At 63.8% G+C, this 23,021-nt stretch carries 15 protein-coding genes; 8 read left to right on the top strand and 7 right to left on the bottom strand.

Annotation, left to right across the window (positions count from 1 at the left end):
- Positions 1-187 precede the first annotated feature (187 nt).
- Together purT and ACLD02_RS06630 are read left to right on the top strand one after the other, a co-directional pair.
- Positions 188-1,369, top strand: a complete 1,182-nt coding sequence (gene purT / locus ACLD02_RS06635) for a formate-dependent phosphoribosylglycinamide formyltransferase (RefSeq protein ID WP_410298257.1) — start codon at positions 188-190, stop codon at positions 1,367-1,369.
- Positions 1,370-1,419: 50 nt separating this feature from the next.
- On the top strand, positions 1,420-1,821 hold the full coding sequence (locus ACLD02_RS06630) for an NINE protein (protein ID WP_203104804.1): 402 nt from the start codon (positions 1,420-1,422) through the stop codon (positions 1,819-1,821).
- A 130-nt stretch (positions 1,822-1,951) separates the two neighbouring features.
- Here ACLD02_RS06630 and ACLD02_RS06625 read toward each other — a convergent pair whose 3' ends face one another.
- Complete coding sequence (locus ACLD02_RS06625) at positions 1,952-2,335, bottom strand: DoxX family protein (protein ID WP_203104805.1); 384 nt, start codon at positions 2,333-2,335, stop codon at positions 1,952-1,954.
- Positions 2,336-2,573: 238 nt separating this feature from the next.
- On the opposite strand from ACLD02_RS06625, the gene ACLD02_RS06620 reads away from it, so the two are divergent.
- Positions 2,574-3,194, top strand: a complete 621-nt coding sequence (locus ACLD02_RS06620) for a TetR/AcrR family transcriptional regulator (protein WP_410298256.1) — start codon at positions 2,574-2,576, stop codon at positions 3,192-3,194.
- Complete coding sequence (locus tag ACLD02_RS06615; protein ID WP_203104807.1) at positions 3,191-3,622, top strand: PaaI family thioesterase; 432 nt, start codon at positions 3,191-3,193, stop codon at positions 3,620-3,622. The genes ACLD02_RS06620 and ACLD02_RS06615 overlap by 4 nt, the downstream gene beginning before the upstream one ends.
- Before the next feature lie 714 nt (positions 3,623-4,336).
- Here the strand turns inward: ACLD02_RS06615 and ACLD02_RS06610 are convergent.
- The 5 genes from ACLD02_RS06610 to ACLD02_RS06590 all read right to left on the bottom strand — a co-directional run bounded on the left by ACLD02_RS06610 (position 4,337) and on the right by ACLD02_RS06590 (position 15,848).
- Positions 4,337-4,702 carry a hypothetical protein gene (locus tag ACLD02_RS06610; protein ID WP_410298255.1) on the bottom strand — a complete coding sequence of 122 codons (366 nt, stop codon included), beginning with the start codon at positions 4,700-4,702 and terminating at the stop codon, positions 4,337-4,339.
- 315 nt (positions 4,703-5,017) lie between these two features.
- A complete protein-coding gene (locus ACLD02_RS06605) occupies positions 5,018-5,491 on the bottom strand; it encodes a hypothetical protein (protein ID WP_410298254.1) in 474 nt (157 codons plus the stop codon).
- A 2-nt stretch (positions 5,492-5,493) separates the two neighbouring features.
- Positions 5,494-8,553 (bottom strand): transglutaminase domain-containing protein, encoded by a 3,060-nt coding sequence (locus ACLD02_RS06600; protein ID WP_410298253.1) that lies wholly within the window; start codon positions 8,551-8,553, stop codon positions 5,494-5,496.
- Positions 8,554-8,576: 23 nt separating this feature from the next.
- A complete protein-coding gene (locus tag ACLD02_RS06595) occupies positions 8,577-14,810 on the bottom strand; it encodes a carboxypeptidase regulatory-like domain-containing protein (protein ID WP_410298252.1) in 6,234 nt (2,077 codons plus the stop codon).
- Between the two features lie 168 nt (positions 14,811-14,978).
- Positions 14,979-15,848, bottom strand: a complete 870-nt coding sequence (locus ACLD02_RS06590; protein WP_410298251.1) for a PaaX family transcriptional regulator C-terminal domain-containing protein — start codon at positions 15,846-15,848, stop codon at positions 14,979-14,981.
- Between the two features lie 83 nt (positions 15,849-15,931).
- On the opposite strand from ACLD02_RS06590, the gene ACLD02_RS06585 reads away from it, so the two are divergent.
- From ACLD02_RS06585 to ACLD02_RS06570, 4 genes are all read left to right on the top strand, one after another.
- Positions 15,932-16,711, top strand: coding sequence for a crotonase/enoyl-CoA hydratase family protein (locus tag ACLD02_RS06585; protein WP_410298250.1), 780 nt, complete (start codon positions 15,932-15,934; stop codon positions 16,709-16,711).
- A 48-nt stretch (positions 16,712-16,759) separates the two neighbouring features.
- Positions 16,760-18,289 carry an AMP-binding protein gene (locus ACLD02_RS06580; protein ID WP_203104812.1) on the top strand — a complete coding sequence of 510 codons (1,530 nt, stop codon included), beginning with the start codon at positions 16,760-16,762 and terminating at the stop codon, positions 18,287-18,289.
- Between the two features lie 103 nt (positions 18,290-18,392).
- Entirely contained in the window at positions 18,393-20,000 is a 1,608-nt protein-coding gene (locus ACLD02_RS06575; protein ID WP_410298249.1) for a c-type cytochrome, read from the top strand.
- A gap of 17 nt (positions 20,001-20,017) precedes the next feature.
- Positions 20,018-20,707: a haloacid dehalogenase type II gene (locus ACLD02_RS06570; RefSeq protein WP_410298248.1), complete on the top strand. Its 690-nt coding sequence runs from the start codon at positions 20,018-20,020 to the stop codon at positions 20,705-20,707.
- Here ACLD02_RS06570 and ACLD02_RS06565 read toward each other — a convergent pair.
- Positions 20,704-23,016 (bottom strand): ATP-dependent DNA helicase, encoded by a 2,313-nt coding sequence (locus ACLD02_RS06565; RefSeq protein WP_203104995.1) that lies wholly within the window; start codon positions 23,014-23,016, stop codon positions 20,704-20,706. The genes ACLD02_RS06570 and ACLD02_RS06565 overlap by 4 nt on opposite strands.
- Between the last annotated feature and the right edge of the window lie 5 nt (positions 23,017-23,021).

The raw sequence follows: 23,021 nt of genomic DNA, 5'->3' as shown, positions 1-23,021 counted from the left end.
GGGCCATAGACCCGGGTCATAGTAGGAGCGGCTTCAGCCGCGATCAAAGCGCTTTCCCGCTTTCGCGGCTGAAGCCGCTGCCACGGAACCTTCGAAGCTTGCCGCTTCGTCCCCGCTTTCCGCTACAATCGTGCCTCACCCGCCGCACGCCCGCGGCACACCGTTGTGAAATTGAGGAGCCGCCACCATGACGACTCTGGGCACCCCCTACGCCGCCGGCGCCACCCGCGTATTGCTGCTGGGTTCCGGGGAACTGGGCAAGGAAGTCACCATCGAGCTGACCCGTCTGGGTTGTGAAGTGATCGCCGTGGACCGTTACGACAACGCCCCGGCCATGCAGGTGGCGCACCGCCGGCATGTGATCAATATGCTCGACGCCGCCGCGCTACGCGCCGTGGTGGAGCAGGAGCAACCCCATTACATCGTGCCCGAGATCGAGGCCATCGCCACCGACGAGCTGATCAAGCTGGAGGAGGAAGGCTTCAACGTGGTGCCCACCGCCCGCGCCGCCCGCCTGACCATGAACCGGGAAGGCATCCGCCGGCTGGCCGCCGAGGAGCTGGGCCTGCCCACCTCGCCCTACCGCTTCGCCGGCGACAAGAACGAGTACCTGGCGGCGATCAAGGACGTGGGCCTGCCGTGCGTGATCAAACCGGTGATGTCGTCCTCCGGCAAGGGCCAGAGCCTGGTGAAAAGCGAGGATCAGATCGACGCTGCCTGGGACTACGCCCAGTCCGGTGGTCGCGCCGGCCAGGGCCGGGTGATCGTGGAAGGCTTCGTCGATTTCGAATACGAAATCACCCTGCTCACCGTGCGCCACGTGGGCGGCACCGCCTTCTGCGCGCCCATCGGCCACCGCCAGGAAGACGGCGATTACCGGGAATCCTGGCAGCCGCAGCCGATGAACGACGCCGCCCTGGTGGAAGCGGAACGCCAGGCCCGCGCCATCACCGACGCCCTGGGCGGGCGCGGCATCTTCGGCGTGGAGCTGTTCATCAAAGGCGACCAGGTGTGGTTCAGCGAGGTGTCACCGCGCCCCCACGACACCGGGCTGGTAACGCTGATGTCCCAGGATCTGTCCGAGTTCGCCCTGCATGCCCGGGCCATCCTCGGCCTGCCGGTACCGCTCATCGAGCAACGTGGCCCCAGCGCCTCTTCGGTGCTGCTGGTCAAGGGCGACTCCACCAACATGCGCTACAGCGGCCTGGAGAAGGGCCTGGAGCAACCGGACACCGACCTGCGCCTGTTCGGCAAGCCCGAGGTAAGCGGCAGCCGGCGCCTGGGGGTGGCCCTGGCCCGCGCCGACAGCGTGGAAAAAGCTCGCGCCAAAGCGAACAAGATCATCGCCGGCATCCAGGTGGACCTGTAAGGTCCACCCTTCCCTTCGGGGCCGTGGTTTAACGCAAGGAGAGGTTATTCATGTATCGGGACACCCACAGCAAGGTCATCGGCTACTGCCTCTGGATCTTCGGCTTCATGGGCGCGCACCGTTTCTATTATGGTCGGCAGATCACCGGCACCATCTGGTTCTTCACCCTGGGCCTGTTCTTCATTGGCTGGATCATCGACCTGTTCCTGATCCCGGGAATGGACCGCGACGCCGACCTGCGTTACCGCTCCGGCCCCACCGACTACAACATCGCCTGGATTCTGCTTACTTTCCTGGGCGTGTTCGGCCTGCACCGCTTCTACATGGGCAAGTGGATCACCGGTATTATTTACTTGTTCACCGGGGGCCTGTTCTTGCTCGGCATCCTCTACGATTACTGGACCCTGAACGGCCAGGTCAGCGCCAAGAACATGATGCAGGGCTCGCTGTAGCGGCTACGCCGCGATACAGGGTGCAGGATTCAGGACTCAGGAAAAGCGCGGGCACGGCGCTCGGCGTCTACATAGCCTTGCCCGCGCCTGTATCCTGCAGGCTTCATCCTGTATCGCGCCTTTCCTTTTCTCAGTTCTTCATCGCGTACCGGCCACTGCCCAGGAAACACAGCGCCACGGCGGAGAACAGGAACATGCCCTGTAGTTCGAGGGCCCAACCGCCCATGCCCCCCAACGCGAACAGATCACCGAGGTGCGCCAGGGCAATGGCCACCAGCATGTTCCCCACCATCAGCGCCGCGCCGATGCGCGTGTGATAACCGATGATCACCATGATCGGCGCGATCACCTCGCCGATGAACACCCCGTAAGCCAGAAAGCCGGGCAAGCCCACGCTTTCCACCATCCCGGCAATACCGCTGACGCCGTGCTGCAGCTTATGAATGCCGTGCAGCAGAATCATGATCCCCAGCGCCAGGCGCAGCACCAGTTTGCCAATATCGGCGTTTTGCATCGCTGTTTCTCCCTTCCTTACCAGACCTAAGCCACCAAACGCGCTCTATTGAACGATGTCCCCCCACAAAAGGAAAGCCAGTCCTTAACGCTTGCGGGTTTTATGCACGATTGACGCCCATGTCGGTTTCCACCCGGAGGGTGTCCGGATTCACCGTTTCTCCAGGGCAGCCATTTACATGATGATCATCATCAATATATAAATGACGACCATCATCAAAAAAAGCCAGGAGACCGGCATGCGCGTCAGCAAGGCACAGGCCGCCGCCAATCGGGAACGCATCGTCGAGGAAGCCGCCCGGCTGTTCCGGGAACGGGGTTTCGACGGCGTCGGAGTGGCCGCCCTGATGAAACAGGCCGGGCTCACCCACGGCGGCTTCTATGGTCACTTCGACTCCAAGGAGCAACTGATGGCCGAAGCCTGTGAACACGCCATCAACACCGCCGGCCAGGGCTGGGACGAAGCCCGCGAGCGACACGGCGCGCTCTCCATGGACACCGTCGCCGACCGTTACCTGTCCCGCGCCCACCGGGACCATCCCGGCGCCGGCTGCGTGGTGGCCGCCCTGGCCAGCGACGCCCCACGCCAGAGCGCGCCGGTGCGCGCCGCCATGACCGGCAGCGTGCGGCGCCTCATCGCCCTGGTGGAAAGCGCCCTGCCCGGTCACCGGGCAGCGCGCAAGCGGCGCCAGGCCCTGGCCGCCACCGCCGCCATGGTCGGCGGCCTGATCCTGGCCCGCGCCGTGGACGACGACGCCCTCTCCAACGAATTCCTCCAGGCGGTGGCCGCCGAACTGCCCGGCGCCCGAGCATCCGCCTCAACCCAACCTGAAGCAAACCGTTCCAAGGAAACCCAATGAGCAATCTCGCGGAAATGACCGGCCTGCAAGCCCTGCAATACGCCCTGGACAATGACGACCGTCCGGGCATCGGCCGCACCATGGAATTCACCCTGGTCGAACTGGAAGAAGGCCGGGTGGTGTTCGAAGGCACGCCCTCGGAAAAGGTCTACAACCCCATCGGCACCGTCCACGGTGGTTACGCCGCCACCCTGCTGGATTCGGCCTGCGGCTGCGCCGTGCACTCCACCCTCGCCGCCGGCCAGGGCTACAGCACCGCCGAACTGAAAGTCGCCTATCACAAGGCCATGACCAAAAACACCGGACCGGTCCGCGCCGAAGGCAAGATCCTCTCCCGAGGCCGCCGGCTGGCCTTCACCGAAGCCCGCCTCACCGGCGCCGACGGCACCCTCTACGCCAGTGCCACCTCCACGCTGATTCTGCTCTAACCCGCCACCAAGCTTCACCTCCGGTGATCCACCCCCAGCGCCGGCGACGCTCTCCCCGCCCGGCGCCTTCGGATCACCGGACTTTTTCTAAAGCGACAGCGACCCGGCTGTGTGTAGTAATGGTATGTCTAGTGATGGTATTCCCCTGACAGTCCACCGCGCCCAAAAGCCATGACCAGATCCCACTGAGCGGTTAAAGCAAGCATTACAAAAGCAGCATCACAACCGGCACGACTAAAACCGTTCTCCAGAAAAGCATTGCCAGTCAAAACCATCACAATACAACCTGGCTCCAGGTCAAGCTATATCCCCCGCCGCAAAGATAATCATTGAAAATATCGCCACTCATTATCGCCCCACCCACCCGAAAAGCACGAACACACTACTCAAAAAAATTGTCACCCAGAAAACCCCCACCCCCAATGGCCTCCAGTTTATATTATTTTCAATATATGACTCGTAATCATCCGAATCCCTCAACTCCCAAAAATACATACCAAAAACCAGCACCCCGACACCACCAGAAAACCATAAAAAAACAGCCCCCATACCTCGCGCATCATACGCGCTCGACATCAAAATAACCGACAACAAACCATACACACACATTTTTGCCAATATCATAAAATCAGCCTTCGCACGCAGACTCCTTGATCATCCGTCCAAACATCAAACCAGCAATAGAAGCCATAATGGCTGGCACAATACTAAGCATCACCGCACCAGACCCCGGAAATCACGGCAGAATCGGCGCCACTCGGGCAACATATCCAATACTCGACTTTCATGGAGGTACTCGCCCCTGAAATAAAAACTCAGAACATCACCTTTCTTTCTGAGGACAGCACCGTTGGCAAAAGCCTCAAACCGGTCAACCAATGCTTCGAGGTTGTGATGTGGAGCGAAATCCCCCCAGGCATACCACTCGCCCTTGACTGGGCACCCTCCTCTCAACTCAAACCGTGTTTCCAATAACGCCCGAGGCCGTATCAGAAAGTCCGGAAAGTCACCGAAATCACCAATAAAGCCCACCAACGTCACCTTGAAAAATCCGGTATAGCGACCCAAACCTACCGACATGAGCAGGTCCGACACAAGATCCTGACGGATGGGGCCCGCTCTGGAGTAGACATCACCCCAATAAGGAAGCGTAAACTCAAACCGCGACGTTATCCGGAGCGCTTCGCGGATGCGGCTTGCCTCTCGACGCGTCAGGTGCTGAGAAGCTTCCTGACAAAGAGCCTATCGCCTACCTTCTATCCGTTTTTTTAGAAAATACGCATAAACACCAACAACAAGCACCGTGATTACGGTTACAACTCCACACATACCGTATTGCCTTGAAAAGATCGCCCCTGCCAAAACCAAAAAACAACGTCTTTCCAAAAAATGCACTTAGGCTAAAAAATACAAGGAGGCCAAATTAACCCCCAAATAAACAACATCGAAAGGAACAACTTGCCACCTCTCGGAGAAACCATTATAAAAACGTTCATTCCCTGGCCTGGAGAAAAAGAACTTTCGAAAAGCCCTTGACAAACTTTCCCCACCGAACAAAAAAAGTACACAAAAAGCCACCACTCCTATAACAACAGCTGGATCCCCATCACAGAACTTCCAGGAGGTCCAAAACCCAAACGGAGTCAATGGAATCAACAGACTCCTTAGCATATAAACCCCATTTTTTTTCTTTGAAACCACCCCCCAAAGCTCAAGGTAAAGCCATGAGAAATACATTAAAGCAACTCCTCCGAAAAAATACATAAAGAAGAAGCCGATTTTCTGGGTGGCGTAAAGATCCGTGTTTTCAATCCAAGCCACCCGGAACGTTACCAGCGCATAAAAAATAATAAGGAACCACTTCCCCATACTTATATCATCCCCAAGAAATATGCCATGAAATCTCCAAACCAAAGGACTGCGGCCGCACCACCGGAGAGATAGGACGCCAACAATCCCATAACCAGACCTCCCATGGCCGTGAAATTATTGGACGAAAAATCAGCTTTCGTTTCCGAACTTTTCAGCCCATCTACCCAGGATACAAAATTCATCACATTCCACACAAAAGAAACTATACCGGCCAAGATCAACCACCCCGAAGAGGTAATAAGCATAACCGATAAAAAAAAGGCGAACACAAACAACGCAAAGATGAGTGAAAACTCGAGAACCCCACCATTTTCTCCACTTTCAATCAAATAGGCGCCTGCACCCGTTTCAGGATCAACAACCATATACCCAAAAAAAGGTTTTCCTGCCAGATTTACAGCGGCTTCGTGCGCCGTTACCTCCTTGCCGGCATAAACCGAATTACGAATATCCATCTCAACCGCATCGCTAACATTGAGCGCGGGCAAGGCATATTCCATATTAATTTTATTAATAGTCCATATCTTTTGCCCCTCGGATGAAGCGATCTTCAACGCTTTTATTGCACTAATGCCGTTAGCAGAATTAGCTTCCGTGGTATACATTTCTTCGGGCACCAAATGCTCCATAGCAGACATACGAGCACCCTGGGCCCGGTTTAGAGCAACCCACCGACCTCGATCATTGTTCTTGTCCACTCGAATGCTCGTCATATGGTCCACGTCCATTGTTAGACCGCTCGCTTTTACGTCCCTTGGCATACCGAACCAGTATTGAGGCTGCAGACTCGTTTTGAATATTCCATAGCTGGGAGCCCTATACCCGACACTAAGAGCCAAGCGCTCACTGAGACGATCCTGGATATCGTTAAGCGCGAAGTAGCTCAGAATGGTGCTGTAAAGCATATCCCCAACCAATTGCTGTTTGGTGAGGCCGCTGTATTCCTCGTCCTCTAGCTTAGCCTGGGTGGTTTCGAGGTCGGTCTGCAGCTTTTCCGCCGCCGGCCCGCTTATGCCTTGCAGATCCAGAGCAAGCGCGCGGAATTCACCGGCGATGGGCTTGTTCTCGGAGGTGTCCCATCCGCGACCCGGTTGCCAATAGCCCATTTCAGAGGCGAGGCCCGAGCCCATGGCCAGTTCTTGTTCCGGGTTCGCAACGGTTTCCGATCCGATTGAGAATCGTGCTTTCAGATTGATGAGATGACCGGGCAGCGTGTCCGGAAGCTCGCCCGGGTCCAGCTCACCGTCCTCGTCGGCGTCGGGAAGATAGCTGGCCAGGGTGTCTTCATCCTCCTGGGTCGCCGGGGAGAAGGAGAGTGAGAGGCTTTTCCCCGCTAGGGCCACGGTGGGTTCTTCGATGGTCAGTAATTCAGAGCCCTTATAGCCGTTGGTGCTGGTATGCAGTCGGTACCTGAATTTCCAGCGCACTGAATCGGAGAGCTCGCTGGTCGTGAGTTGCCGCGTAACGAGGTCGTAGGGCAAAGACGCTGTCAGTTGTTGATGGATGACGTCCTTGATGGTCTTGGTGCCCAGTACCTCGCCGACCGTGGCTTCCGGGGCCTGATTGTCGATGTACGCTTGTAACTCCGCGCGATAATCTTCCAGCCTTTCCTCGATGGCGGTGCCCGGCACACCCTGCACCCAGCCTTCCTCTTCGTTGATGGTGCTTTCCTGTTCGATGGTGCGGGCCAGGCCTTCGGCGTCGAAGGGGACCTGGTCCTGCAGGTCCATGCCTTCGCTGTATTGGTACTGCTTGAAGCTGGCATCCATGGGTACCCAGGTATCACCGGTGCGGTGATCGGCGCCGCGGCTGGGGTGGAAGTCGATCCAGGCTTCCACCCAGATGTGTTCCAGTTCGAAGTGGCTGATCTGGCCTCCCCGGGCCAGGCCGGTGTTGGGGATGCCACCCTGCCCCATCAAGTTGCCGGCGGCGCTGGGCACGTTGACGCCGCCAACCCAGTTCATGACCTGGTCGGCGGGGATGCGCACGGTGCCCATGGCGTAGCGGGCCGGGATATCGGAGGCGCGCAGCAAGGCGATGAGCAGGCTGGCGGTGTCGAAGGCATTGCCTTTACCCAGTTCCAGGGTGTACTCGGCGCCTTGAATGGAGCCGTAGCTGGGGATGAACTCGATGTTGTTGCGCACCCATTGGTAGATGCGAACCGGGTCGTGGTCGAGTTCGGCGGCTTTAGCCTGGATGGCTGGCGTTTTCGGCGCATCCAGGGTAGCGGCCAGGGCCTCGTCCGTGGGGGCGCCCGGCGCCACGCTCAGGGCGGCGTTGTTATTCAGGCTGGCGAGTTCAAGCCCTTGCTCAAATAGCGGCAAACCCGTGCGCTGGCTAAGGGCCTCGGCGGAACGCGCCGGGGTCGGCGTCTTGTCCGGGTCCGGGGTGCGCCAGGGCAATTTGTTCGGGTCGAAGGGGTCGCGGGGCTTGTCCAGGGTGAAACGGTCCATGAAGTCGACCAACGCCGCCATGGCCTCTTCCTGCTCTTCGAGCGAACCGGAATCGAGGGCCTGATCCAGCGTTTCCCGCATGGTGGCATAAGCCTGTTGGTATTCTTCGCGGGCACGATCATTGCGGTCGAGAATACGCCGCGGCAGATCCTTCTTGCGCAGATGCGCCTCGGTTTCATCGAAGGAGGCCAGGGCTTGCTCGTGCAGGTTGGCCGCCCGCTGTGATAGCCATTGAAGACGAGGCAGCGCCTCGGCGGGCGCCTGTTCGATACCAAACAGCGAACGGGCCTTGCCCAGGAACCCCTGATTTTGTTCGGCGAGGGTATCCGCCATCATAGAGCGCCCGTCCCTGGCTTCCTGGCGGATACCAAGGAGAACCTGCTCCAGGGACTGATGGCGTGCCTCCCAGCTGGCTTGCGCCTGCGCTTCTTTCTGGCGTTCCACTTCCACGGCCACCGCCCAGGAGGGCCAGATCACCGCGTTAAGCAGCATCATCACCGCGACCAGAGCGGTGGTTCGACAGAACCGCCGAGCGTATCGCATCCGCTCCATGGCTGGCGTCGCGTGGCTTTCGGAACTGTTGCGATCCGTCATCGTGGTGTTCATTTGTCGTCCTTGCATGATTCCCCCTAGTTCCCTTCCTTGTTGAGAGCCCAGATCACCCAGTCCAGGCGACGTCGCAATTCATCGGCATCCCGGTGCCGGGATGCCTGCAACGACGTGGTGGCTTTAAGCGCCAGTTTGATCGCATCCCCGGTTCGGCCATGCTCCCGGGCGTGGCCGGCTTGATGCAGGCTCAGCGCCGCGTGTTTCAGAGCCAGGTCCCAGGGTGCTTGCCAGAGCGCCTGACGAACCGAGGATTCAATCGCTGGCAGGGTCTCGGGGGCGTCCGCGCGCAGTTCGATGCGCAGGGCCTCTTCAAAGGTCTTGGCGGCACCGCTTGGCGCGCTCGCTTGCAACGTTGCGGAAAGGTCGCTCACGCCCTGCCGATAATCCGGGCGTACCCAGGCACGCAGGGAGCGCGTTTCTCTCTCCGCCAGCTCGAATTGCCAGACCGGTTGGCCATTGCCGGTTCGCGGCAGCGTCGTCAGTACCTCGCCGCCGTCTTCCAGCGTCAGGCGCGCTTCCACGGCCACCGCCGGCCCGTTGTTCTCCACCGTCAGGGTGACCGGCACCACGGCGCCGGAGCGCGTGATGGTCAGGTCGGTTTCGGTGAAGGCGAGCATGCCGTCGAGCAACTCGGCATAGCGCTGCGTGGAGGGCTCGGCGGTGCCTTCCGCGGCGAGGTCGAAGCCGGCGAACACGGTCCGGCCCTGGCCGTAATCCCGATACGTCACCGCCGGATGCTCGACGGGGTACAACGGGCAGTGACGGCCACGGCCATGGCCGCCGCCCAGACGCAGGTTCTGGTAATGACCGGCCACGTGGCTGTTCCCGCGATGCACCAGCGCCAGCTCACGGTTGAGAGCAAACGGCAGGACACCGGCATCGCCCAGCGGCGAGCGCTCCATCAACACGCCGTCGGCGTAATCGCCCTGGCGCGGCTCATGATGGTGGTGCCAGCCGAACCCGTGCCGTTCACGGTGAGGTTGGATACCCAAGGCTTCATGCAGCGGGCCGGCCTCGGGCAGATTGCCGGCGGCGTAAACCAGCCCTTCGCCACGATTCACCGCCTCCCGGAGTTGTTTGGCGGTCCAGTGCTCCACCGGTATACGGTCAGCCAACAGCAGGTATTGTTGATAATCGCCAGAGCGTACCGCCGCTCCGAAGGCATCCAGGGAGTCCACCAGGGTGTAATCCCGCTCGGCCAGGGTGTCATCAAGCCATTGGCGTTGCGCGGCGATCACGGGCACTTCCGGCTCACCGCCGTCCCGGCGCAATTTTTCCACCAGCTCCACCTCGGTGACCTTGAAATCGCCCAGCACGTCACCCGGTCGCGGAGGCTCACCGCATTCAAAGTGAACTTCGCCACTATCCAGGTCTTTGTGCAGGAACAGGAAGGCCGGATAGAACGCTTTAAGGGAATAGTCACCGTCGACCAGACCCTCGCCTTGCAGCCGTACCGTCAACCGCTCCCGGTCAAGATCCATCAAAGTAAGATCCACATTGTGGCCATCACCATGGTTCACCGGACCATCGAAGAAACGGGGCGTGGCGGACTCCATGTCCTCTATCCGGAAATGCCGACCGAGCACCTTGGCGTGAACCAGAGCGAAGGGCGACAAGGTCTCCGGGAAAACGGCTTCGAGAGTCAGGGTCCTGACCGCCATGCAGGTGGACACCTTCTTATCCACCAACACCAGCAGGCGGGGGCCACCACTCAGGCTAAGGCCGGCCTCCAGGGACACGGGCGGTTCGGTGATCTGGAAGGTGGCGTTGCCGAGATCCCGGCTTTCGCCGTCGTGGGCGACCTGAAGCACGCAGGCGTGGCGGGTAAGATTGAACCCGGCGGTGCTGAAGGTATCCGTGAAGGTCCTTTCCTCACCAGGCGCCAGGGTCACCGTGGCGTCTTCATCCGCAAGCTCGATCTGGTTATCCAGGTCGACACGCGCCCGCCGCACGCCGATGTCTTCCAGGACCTGTTCACCGCTGTTACGCAGTCGGAAGTGGCAGCTCTGGGCATCGCCCAGGAAGACCGACTCTGCTTCGACGGAGACACCGCCCTGCAAGGCACGGAGCGGATCGGCGGCGACCGAGAAACCGGCCTGGTCCCGGGCGAGCACCTGGTCGTTACTGGCGAACAGGGTACCGGTTACCGCGTAGTCACCGACCGGAAGGTCAGCCAGAGTAAGCCGGTCCGGCAGGGTCAGCACCTGGCCAATGGCCAGGCCGCTCAACGTGGTCTCCTCGCTCAGCACCACCTGCCCGTCAGGGCCGGCCACCACAAGGCGATAACGGGGGGCCGGGATCGGTGTGCCGAGGCTGGTGTTGCTCAGCGAACTCTCGATCATCACGGTATCACCGAGACGGTATTCGGCCCGGTCCGCGCCAACCCGGACCGCCGCCACCGGATCGAACGGGTCCCCCTCCTCGGTGATCCGGAAAGCGGCCTGGTCACTGTCCAGCAGACGGCCCGAGGCGTTATAGAGGTCGGCCACGGCCCGATAAGCACCGGTCAGCGTGACACCGGTATCCCATTCCTCGGTGTGTTGGTACTGCTGGCCGGCGGCCAGTTCGTCGACGGCGTGCTCTCCAAGGTCCGCCACCAACACCCCATTGGTATCCTCGATACGCAGCGTTACCCGATAGTCGCCGGCCACCGCGCCGATATTGCCGACCAGAGCATCAATCCCTAGCAATTCCATGGGTGACGGCGCGCTGGACGACAGTCCCAGGGACACTTCACCCCGCTGCACGGTGACCGGGATGTTCACACCGTTGTTGCCGGTATTGCACTCCGACACGTTGCCGGCGATTTCAGCAGCGGCGCGCACGGTGCCATTGTGCAGGGCCGCCACCGGCACATCGTCCAGGCCGACGGTGCGGAAAGCGCCGGCTTCGATGCCTTCTTGCAACGTGACCTCTCCGATTACCTCGCCGGTGTTGGCGTCGCCGTCGAAGAACGTGACGGTAATGTCCTCGGTGATCGCCGCGGAGCCGGCGTTGCCGACCACTACTTCCACACTGACCGGTTCGCCGGTTCCGTGATCCACCAGTTTCAGGCCGCCCACGGTAAGATCGGGAATACGGGTTTCCTTGGCGATCTTGCCGGCGATGCCCTCAATGTATTCCTCGTAGCTGTCGACCATCAGCACGAAGCCACGGTCGCCGCCCACCGGTTCGGGGAAAACGATGGCGTTGAGCAGGTTTTCGTTGGCGCCACTGCCCACGCCAATGGCATTGAGCACATCCACGCCGCCATCACGGGCGCGATTGGCGGCGGCCACGGCGGAGGATTGGCTGGACTGGCCGTCGGTGGAGACGTCAATCACTCGCAGCGCCGCCGCCGGCGTGGTCTGGGTGATGGTGTTGGCGGCGCCATCAATACACTGATGGATGGAAGTGCCGCCGCCCATTTTCGGCACCGCCCGGATGGCATCCGCCAGATCGGCCACATTATCTTCCTCGACAAGCGTCGGGTTGATTTCCAGGCGATCCGAGCTGCTGAACTGCAGAAGGGAAAGCCGCACCGAACCGTCACGTGGCACGATATCCGGGTTCTCGATGGCCCGGGCCGTGCCTTCCAATTGCAGTTGGAACTCGGAACGGCTGACGCTGCCGGACGCATCCAGGCACAAGGCCAGATCCAGATACGGCTTCTGGTTGTTCACACACTCCCCGGCGGTACTTTCCAGATTGTTGGTCTCGGACAGTTCGGAGATCGCTTCATCGGCGTCGAGCATCACCGTGATCGGTGCATCGCGGAACGGGAGAGGCCCGTCCACGGCAATGGAGATCAGTCGGGTGGTATCCACATCAAGCGCCCCGTCGACGATCTGTTCCCCGAGCGCTACATCCGTGTCCGGGTCGAAGACGCCATCGCGATCCCGGTCGCTGAAGGCCAACACGCGGAAACTCTGATCCAGCGCCGTGTTACCGCGGTTAATGACCACCACGTCCAGATCGCCACTGGCCGCGAAGGTATCCGGGTCGGAAGAGAGGCCACCGGTCGCGGTGCTCTGTATGGCCAGATCCGGCAGCAGGGCATCGATACCGGGCGGCCGCATGCGCAGCTCGCCCATTTCCAGTACACCGCCGGAAGCGATCAGGAAGGGAACCGAGAGATCCTGGTAATCGGTGAGCGACAGCACCAAAACATAGTCGTCCAGACGCAATCCAAGCACTTCGAAACCGCCGTCCGGACCACTGAGAGCCTCGGCCACCACCGTGGATGAGGAGGCCCCCGATTTAACCTGGGCCAGCACGCCTTCCAGTGGTTCGCCGGTACGCACATCCACCACCCGGCCGGCGACACTGTTCACCGCCTCGTCCAGGGGAGTGAGTTCCACCTCGCCCACATCGCTGATGAAGCCGGCTTCCACCCGCGCCGTCGCGCTGACCGATGCATGGCCCGGGGCACTGATGATCAAACCGACGTCCCCCGCGCTCAGCGTATCGATGAGGAAGTGACCGTCGGCGTCGGTGACCTGGCTCTCGGAGCCGCCTTCGTACTCCACCCGGATTTCAGCGCCTTCGATACCTCGCCCGGTGATGCCGTCCACGACCACGCCACGGAAGCCGCCGGGCAGGGAAACCGGCGGCTCGCCCACGGGGACAAGCCGTGGCGAGAATGACAAGGTATCGCCGTCGTCGGCTTGCGCCTGACCAGACACGGAGGCATAGCCATCGGCGTTGACGGTGAGCGCCACCTCCCCGGCGGGCAAGCTGGTCAGGCGATAATCGCCTTGTGCGTCCGTGCTCACGGATTTCGTGGTATCGCCGACCCGGGCGCTAACCAGCGCGCCGGCCACCGCGTCACCGGAGGCCTGCGCCGTGACCCGGCCCTCCACGTTCACACCCAGCGTCACGGCGACACGCAAGGCCGGCGAGAACACCAGGGTCTGCCCCGCCTGAATCTCGGCGCTGCCCACGGCAGTCCGATAACCCGGCGCGGAGGCGGTCACCGTGACCGGACCGGCGGCGATGTCACCGATCACGTAGCGGCCGTCGGGGCCCGTGGTCACGGAGCGACCGGAGCCTCCCAACGTCAGGGTGGCGCCGGCCAGGGCGGCGCCGTCTTCGCTGGCGGTCACCCGCCCGCGAAGAAGTCCGGTGGACACCGGTTCGCCGGTGTCGGGATCGGTTTGCCGTACGTCCAGAGCCAGACTGCCCAGATCCCGCTTGTCGCCGGTTTGCACCACGGTGTTGAGCACCAGGGTACCGTAGCCGGCCTTGCCCGCCTCGATCCGATACTGGCCGGTGGGCAGGTTCTCGAACAGAAAGGCGCCATCGGCGCCGGTCCGGGCTTCCCGGGTATCACTGCCGGAAAGACTTACCCGGCCATCCGCCAGGGGCTGGCCGGTTTGCGCGTCCACCAGACTGCCGGTGAGCCGGGTGAGATCCCGCGGAGGAAGCGATCCCAGCGCCAATACCCGAAGGGCCAGCGCGGTGGCGTGGACATCGCCATCGAGATCCCCGGCGGGATTCTGACGGTTCGCCAGAGCCTGTAACGCCGGTTCATAGGGGGAACGATCCACGGCCCGGGACAAAAGGGCGATCAAGGCCAGCGCCGATTGTTCGGTATCCGCCCACAGGTCTCCGTCACGCTCACCGAGCAAAAACGACTGGGCCGCGTCGAGCGCGGCGGCCACCTGGTACTGGTTGCGGTATAGCCAGAGCGCATGCATGGCCAGGGCGGTGGTCTGCACCTGGGCATTCTCACCGTCCAGTGCCCAGCCGCCGCTGTCGAGCTGGCTGTCGAGAAGGTATTGAAGCGAATACGCCGCGGGCTCCTGGGTCACGCCCAGCCGGTGCAAGGCCCGCAAGGCGAAGGCGGTACTGACCGCGTCGGCATCGTGGCCGGGAAACGCGCCAAAACCGGAATAGGCACGTTGCCTGGCCATCAGCGCCTGCCGATCGGCATTGAAATCCAGCCCCAGAGCGTGCGAAGCGATCAGGCGCCGGGCCAGATTCTCGGCGCTCCGGTCCGGCGCGGCGGCGGCCAGATAGGCGGCGACGCCGGAGAGGTCGCCGGGCTCCGCGTCCGGCTGAATCCGAAAGGTTTCCACGCTCTCCGTGGTGGCCTGGAACGCGGTGGCCAGGGTGGCCTCACTGTTCAGCGACCCATCCTGCTGAATCTGGCCGAGCAGCCATTGCCGCCCCTCGGCGGGACCGGCCTGCCCGTTCAGCGGCAGGATGAACAAAAAACAAAAACAGACGACAAGACGAAACCAGCCTCCATGGCTGGCCAGCGGCGTTTCCATGCCTTTCCCCCAGATTGTCCTGGCCCTCCGTCCCCCAGTGGACAGAAAGCAAACATTTGCACCCGGGAGGTTAGCAACGGAACGGCGCCGCGCTTGTAAGAAATCTCTTAAGGCCGCTGTAGGAAAAAAGCGCGTCTTAACGGTTTTTGGGCGAAAACGTGAACCTCGTCAAACCGCGTCAAGCAACCCCATCCAGATCGCCTTGGCATCACGCTGGTAGGCCCCCATGCGCTCGATCAGGCGGTGGCGCGGGGCCTGGTCCATGAGTTCGTCGGGGAGCAGCGGGTCGTGGAGGATGCAGCGGATGGCGGCGCGGCCGAGGAGCAGGCTGTCGCGGGCGGCCTGTTCCGGTGCCTGGCGGGCCAGCTTGCGGTGGCTGGTGGCGAGGCGCTTTTCCATGTCGCGGTACTGACGGCCAAGGGCGGCGGTATCCCACAGGCCGCGGGCGGCTTGTTCGTCGGTGGCGTCGAAGTCGGCGGCGCGGAACACCCGGGCGCCGTCGGCCAGGCCCAGTCGCCGCAGATCGTGGCGCAGGCCGTCGATGCCGCCGGTCAGGTTGTCCGGGCGCAGGCGCAGGCCGGTGTCACCGAGTTTGCGCAGGCCGCGCAAGGTGAGGGCCCGTTCGTGCCGGCGCCAGGCGGTTTTTTCACCGCGCGGCACGGCGCTGTCGAGCACCGCCGCCCAGCCTCCCCTCCAGGGCACCGCTTGCTGCTCACGGCGCAGCCAGTTGGCCACTTCCGCGAATAGCCCGCTGCCGCCGGTGTCGAGCCGGTAGAGGCCTCGTTCCGGGCTGTCCAGCTTGCCCTGAGCCAACAGGCGGTTGAGCGCGACGCGCACGTTCTGAGGGCGCACGCCGCAGATTTCCGCGGCGTGGCACAGGGCGGCCACGGTCAGTTGGTGGGCGTCGTGGGTAGAGAGCAGGTCCAGTACCAGGTCGCCAGCGGCGAGGGGAGGATCGGCGGCCCGGCTCCGTGCACCGGCTTTTTGGCCGGTTTTCGTACCGATCTTTTTATAACTTGAACTGTCTGATCTGGACATTCTTTGAAATATATCCTAATTTGGAACAAATAGACAAAACATGTAATAAACCGGGTATCCGACCCGGTCGCGAGGAGTCCGCCGTGTCCGCATCCCTTGTTCTGACCCGCACCAACGGCCCGGTGCGCACGATCATCATCAACCGCCCGGAGAAACGCAATGCGGTGGACCGGCCCACCGCCACCGCGCTGCGCGCCGCCTTCGAGGCCTTCGAGGCCGACGAAGAAGCGCGGGTGGCGGTGCTGGCCGGTGCCGGCGGCACCTTCTGCGCCGGCGCCGACCTGGCCGCCCTGGGCGATCCGGAGCGGCGCAACGAGGTGGAGCCCCAGGGTACCGGCCCGGGTCCCATGGGGCCCAGCCGCATGATGCTGAGCAAGCCGGTGATCGCGGCGGTGTCCGGCCACGCGGTGGCGGGCGGTCTGGAACTTTCGCTGCTGTGCGATCTGCGCGTGGCGGAACGCTCGGCGGTGTTCGGCGTGTTCTGCCGGCGCTGGGGGGTGCCGCTGATCGACGGCGGCACGGTGCGCCTGCCGCGCATCGTCGGCCAGGGCCGCGCCCTGGACATGATTCTTACCGGCCGCCCGGTGGGCGCCGAGGAAGCCTTGCAAATGGGCCTGGCCAACCGGGTGGTGGACGACGGCACCGCTGTTGAAGCCGCCGAGACCCTGGCCCGCCAGATCGCCGGCTTCCCGCAACAGTGCATGAAGGCGGATCGGGCCTCCGCCTACGGCCAGTGGGACCACGATCTGGCGGAGGCGCTGCGGCGGGAAGGCGCCGGCGGCTACCCGATCGTCTTCGAGGAAGCCATCGCCGGCGCGGACCGCTTCGCCAAGGGCGCCGGCCGCCACGGCGAATTCGAATAACGACACCATCCCGAACAACAACGGACAGAACTACAAGGGGAGAGTCTGATGAGCACCACCTATCTGGACCTGATTCATCGCGGCGCCGGCTACAATCCGGGGCGCACCGCCATCGTGTTCGGCAACGAGAGCCTGACCTTCGGCGAAACCCAGGCGCTGAGCAATCAACTGGCCCATGCCCTGATCGAACGGGGCCTACAACGGGGCGACCGGGTCGCCCTGCTGCTCAACAACGGCCTGTACAGCGTGCCGGTGGATTTCGCCTGCGTGAAGGCGGGCATCAACCGGGTACCGTTGAACGCCCGCCTGTCCCTGGAGGAGCACGCCCGCATGCTGGAGGAAACCGGCGCCGGGGTGCTGCTGTACGGCGCCGACCTGGCGGAACGGGCGGCGGCCTTGCGCGAGGCGCGCCCGGGGCTGGTGTGCCACGGCATCGGCGCCGACGCCGTGGGCGATGATCTGCTGGCCGCCGCCGCGCACTGCAGCGCGGCGGCGCCGGACGTGACAGTGGAACCGGACGACGTGATCCTGACGCTGTTCACCTCCGGCACCACCGGCACCCTTAAGGCGGCCCAGCACACCCAGGCGTCCTACGCGGGCATCTGTCGTAACGTGCTGCTGAATCTGGTCAATGTGCAGCGCGACGACGCCATGTTGCACGCCGCCTCCCTGATTCACGCTTCCGGCGTGTTCGTGCTGCCGTTCTGGCTGCGCGGCGCGCGTACCGTGATCATGCCCGGCTTCGACCCGGACGCCTTCCTTGATCTGATCGAGAAGGAACGCATCACCGCCGTGAACATGGTGCCCACCATGCTGCAGATGCTGCTCGGCCATCCCCGCTTCATAACCACCGATGTGAGCCACTTGCGCCAGGTGATCTACGGCGCCTCGCCCATGCCAAGACCGGTGATCGAGCAGGCCATGCAACTGTGGGGCCGGGAGAAATTCTGGCAGTACTACGGCCAGACCGAGTGCCCGCTGACCATCGCGGTGCTGCGCCCCGAGGACCACGAAGACGAGCTGCTGGGCGCCTGCGGCCGGCCGTCCCTGGACGTGGAAATCCGGCTGGTGGACGAGGCCGGCCAGGACGTGCCCGCCGGCGAGCCTGGCGAGATCGCGGTGCGCGCGCCGTCGATGATGGCCGGCTACCACAACGCCCCGGCCTTGAACCAGGAAATGTTCATGGAGGGCGGCTGGTTGCGCACCCGGGACGTGGCGGCGTTCGACGAACGCGGCTACCTGCACCTCAAGGACCGCACCTCGGACATGATCATCACCGGCGGCTACAACGTGTACCCCCGGGAAGTGGAGGACGTGCTGATGGCCCACCCGGCGGTGGCGGAGTGCGCGGTGATCGGCGTCCAGGACACAAAATGGGTGGAGGCGGTGACCGCCGTGGTGGCGCTCAAACCCGGCCAGAGCATGGACGAGAACGCCCTGATCGCCTTCGTGGCCGAAAAGGTGGCGTCCTACAAGAAACCGCGCCGGGTGATCTTCACCGACGCCATCCCCAAGACCGCCGTGGGCAAGCTCAACCGTAAGGCCCTGCGGGATCAATATGCCGAGGCAGGAAAATAACCAATAAGAATAAGCATATAATCAAACTTTACCTTCACGGCTCCTTGACGCAAAATTGCCCGCAGGCAACTCCCCTTCCACCACCGCGTCAGGGAGCCACCCAATGAAAAGAACAACCCTGTTCCTGCTGACCTTCCGGGCCCTGCTGGCCACCGCCGTGCTGGCCGGCCTGCCGTTTACCGCCACCGCCGCCGTCTCCGGCGAAACCCTGGCCAACCAGGGCGCCCCTGGCGTGGCCCCCTGTGCCAGCTGCCATGGGCCGGACGGCCACGGCAACGCCGCCGGCTTCCCGTCCCTGGCCGGCCTGCCGGCGGGCTATCTGGCCAAGCAAATGCACGATCTGGCGGCGGGCCGGCGACAGAACCCGATCATGATGCCCATCGCCAAGGGCCTGTCGGACGCGCAGATCCAGGCACTGGCCACCTACTATGCCAGTCTGCCTCCTCGCGACGGCGACGGCGCCTCCGGCGACCACGGGGCCGCCGGCCGGGAGCTCTCGGTGAACGGGCGCTGGGCGGATCATCTGCCTGCCTGCGTGGCCTGCCATGGCGACGGCGCGCGCGGCGTGGCGCCGCATTTCCCCGGCCTGGCCGGGCAGCACGCCGGCTATCTGGAAAGCCAGCTCCAGGCGTGGAAGAACGGCACCCGCGCCAACGACGCCGACGGCCTGATGAAACAGATCGCGGAAAAGCTCAGTGACGAGGAGATCAAGGCGGTGTCGGCCTGGCTGGCCGCCCTGCCCGCCCGGGGCGCCGTGCCGGCATCCGCCCGGCCGGACCCGGCGCCAGGCCGGGCCGACGCCATGGAAGGCCACTTCCAGCCACCGCTGCTGGCCGACCTGCCGGACGGCCCGGATGGCGAGGTCATCCGCCGGGGCGCCGCCATCTTCAACGCCACCCCCACCCATGCGGATTCCGCGCCCTTCGTGGGCAACGGCCAGGCCTGCGTGAACTGCCACCTGAACAGCGGACGCCAGGCGGATTCCGCCCCCATGTGGGCGGCCTGGGGCCTGTATCCCAAGTACCGGAGCAAGAACGACCGCATCAACACCATGGCGGACCGCATCGTCGGCTGCTTCACCTATTCCGAGAACGCCCAGGGCTCGGCCAAGGGTGTTGCACCGGCGCCGGACAGCGATCTGGTCACCGCACTGCAGGCCTACATGCACTGGCAGGCCACCGGCGCGCCCAGCGGCCGGACCCTGGACGGCCAGGGTTACCCGGCCCTGGCCGCGCCGTCGCAGGCGCCGTCGCCGGAGCGGGGCGCCGCCCTGTTCACCGAGCACTGCGCGCTGTGCCATGGCGACGATGGCCAGGGCACCGCCCGCCCCGGTACCGACCAGCCCACCAAGGATTATGTGTTCCCGCCGTTGTGGGGGCCCCATGCCTACAACTGGGGCGCCGGCATGCACCGGGTCAACACTGGCGCGGATTTCATCAAGGCGAACATGCCCCTGGGCCGCCCGGGCAGCCTCACCGACCAGCAGGCCTGGGACCTGTCCGCCTATATCAACAGTCAGCCGCGCCCCCAGGACCCGCGTTTCGACGGCGACCTGGAGGCCACCATCAAGGCGTTCCACGGCAACCGGGACCGGGACTACTACGGCAAGACGGTGAACGGCTACCCTCTCGGCGCGCCGGGCACCCTGGAACAATGGGAGAAGGACCACGACGGCACCGCCCGCCATCGTGCTAACGTGGACGCTCAATAAGCCATGAAGTGACGGCAATGAGCATTCAGGTGGTTTCCTTCGATGTATTCGGGACGGTGGTTGATTGGTTCGGTTCCATCGAACGGGAAGTGCGGGCACTGCACCTGCCGGTGCCCGCCGATGACTTCACCCTCGCCTGGCGGGCCGGCTATAAGCCGGCCATGGCCAGGGTGGTGTCCGGGGAAGCGCCCTGGGCGCTGATCGATGACATCCATTTCTCGATTCTTGAGGAGATACTGGAACAATTCGGTGTCGATGATCTCGCTGAAAGCCAGAAGCGGCATCTGAATCTGGCCTGGCACCGGCTCGATCCCTGGCCGGACAGTTCGCCGGCCTTGCACAGGCTGAAGCGACGCTTCACTACCTGCACCCTGTCCAACGGCAACCTCAGCCTTCTCGAGGATCTGGCCAGCCACGGCGACCTGCCCTGGAGCCGTATTCTCTCCGCCGAGACCTTCGGCACCTTTAAACCGGACCCCCGCATGTACCTCGGCGTGGCGGAAACCTTTCAGGTGAGCCCGGAGCAGGTGCTGATGGTCGCCACCCACCAGGATGATCTGGAGGCCGCCCGGGCCGCCGGCCTGCGCACCGCCTATGTGAAACGGCCGCTGGAATACGGGCCAAAAGGCCCCGCCAAGCGGTTTTCCGAGGACCACGATTTCCTGTTCGAGGATTTACTGGAAATGGCGGCGCGGTTCGGCGTTTAACCGGGTCCCGGCTCCAGCCGCCACCAGGCCGGCAACAGGGCTCGCACCTGATGACGGCCGAAGCGGTCATCGATCAGGTGCACCACGCCTTCGTCGTCGCCGGTACGGATTACCCGGCCGGCGGCCTGCACTACCTTGCGCAGCCCCGGGTACAGATAGGTGTAGTCGTAGCCGTCACCGAACAGGGCCGCCAGCCGTTCCTTGAACTGTTCGTTCACCGGGTTCACCTGGGGCAGGCCCAGGGTGGCCACGAAGGCGCCGATCAGGCGCCGGCCCGGCAAGTCGATACCTTCCGCGAAGGCGCCGCCCAGCACCGCGAAGCCGATGCCCTCACCGCCGTCCTGGAAACGGTCCAGAAAATCCTGGCGGGCGTTTTCGTCCATGCGCCGCTCCTGAGCCCAGACCGGCACGTCCGGCCATTGCTGGCGGAACACCGCCAGCACCCGCTCCAGATAGTCGTAACTGCTGAAGAACGCCAGATAGTTACCGGGCCGTTGCCGGTACTGCCCGCCCATCAGCTCGGCGATGGGCGCCAGGGAGGCCGGACGGTCCCGGTAGCGGGTGGAGATGCGTCGGGCGATGCGCACCTCAAGCTGCTCGGCGCGGAACGGGGTGGGCACGTCCACCCAGGCGGTGTCCGCCGGCAGGCCGAGCAGGTCGGCGTAATAACGGGCCGGGCTCAGCGTGGCGGAGAACAGCACGGCGGCGCGGGCGGTCTCGAAGCGCGGCGCCAGCAGCGCCGCCGGCACCACGTTGCGCAGGCACAGGCGGGAGCCGGGCCGGCCCCGGGCGGGGGCCAGCCGTTCGCTGTCGAACAGGAAGGCGTCGCCGTCGTAAAGCTCCGCCACCCGGTTGAAATGCAGGGCATCGAAATAGAAACGGGTAAGCTCGCCGTCCAGGGGTTCCGGGTGCTCGGCCATGTGGTCGTTGATGGCGGCCAGCATCTGCTGCAGGGCGAACAGAAACGCCTGGGGCGGATCGTCGTGGACCCGGTAGTCCCGGTCCGGCTGGGCCGCGTCGATGTCCTTGTTGAGCGCGTTCCACTGGCGGTTGAGCCGGTCGAAGGCGCCCTTGAGCGCCTTTGGCACCGCGCGCCTGACGCGCCGGAAAGCGATCTGATCCAGCTCGGCGCTGTACATGCCCCGGGCCCGGTCCACCAGGTTGTGGGCCTCGTCCGCCAGCACCGCCACCCGCCACTGATTCTCCGTGGCCAGGCCGTGCAGCAGCGCGGACAAATCAAAGAAATAGTTGTAGTCCCCCACCACCAGGTCGCTCCAGCGTGCCATTTCCTGGCTCAGGTAGTAGGGGCAGACCTGGTGCTCCAGGGCCAGCTCGCGCAGCCGTGCCCGGTCGAGCATGGCCTCGCCGGCGGCGGCGGCGCGGGCCGCCGGCAGGCGGTCGTAGAAGCCCGCCGCCAGCGGGCAGGATTCGCCGTGGCAGGCCCGATCCGGGTGCTCGCAGCTTTTTTCCCGGGCGATCAGCTCCAGGGTGCGCAGGGGCGGGTCGCCGGGCGCCGGCGCCACCGGGTCCGGGGTCAGGGTGCGCACCGCGTCCAGGGCCAGGCGCCGGCCCGGGGTCTTGGCGCTGAGGAAGAACAGCTTGTCCAGGCCCTGGCCGGGGGCAGCCTTGAGCAGCGGAAACAGCGTACCCAGGGTCTTGCCGATGCCGGTGGGCGCCTGGGCCAGCAGGGCCCGACCGGTGCAGGCGGTCTGGTAGACCGACTCCGCCAACACCCGCTGGCCGGGGCGAAAATCCGCGTGGGGGAACACCAGCGCGGCCAGGTGCCCGTCCCGGCGCTTGCGGTGGGCCAGCTCGCGGTCCGCCCATTGCAGGAAACGCTCGCACTGGTCCTGGAAAAACGCGTCCAGATCGGCGGCGGCGTGGGTCTCGCGCAGTGGCGTTTCCTTCTGCTTGACCACGTCGAAATAGACCAGCGCCAACTCCACGCTGTCCAGTTCCCGGGCCCGGCACAGCAAAGCGCCGTAGACCTTGAGCTGGGCCCAGTGCAGGGCCCGGTGGTTGCCGGGCTGGCGAGCCAGGTCGCCACGGAAGGTCTTGATCTCCTCCAGCCGGTTGCGGCGCGAATCGTAGCCATCGGCGCGGCCACGCACCCCGAGGTGGCGGTGCTCACCGCTCAACGCCACTTCCGTTTCGTAGCCCTGGCCACGCCGGCCGGTGACGGTGGCATGGCCGGCGATGCCCTCCTGGGCGGTGGGCGACGGCGTGAAACGCAGATCCAGGTCGCCGGCCTTGGCGGTGAACTCGCACAAAGCGCGCACCGCCACGGTATAGGAGGTTGCCTCGCCGATCGTGC

It is taken from the genome of Alloalcanivorax sp. C16-2 (genome assembly GCF_046507615.1).
In the GTDB taxonomy this organism is placed as follows: Bacteria; Pseudomonadota; Gammaproteobacteria; order Pseudomonadales; family Alcanivoracaceae; genus Alloalcanivorax; species Alloalcanivorax marinus_A.
This window is presented reverse-complemented; position numbering and strand designations above follow the sequence as displayed.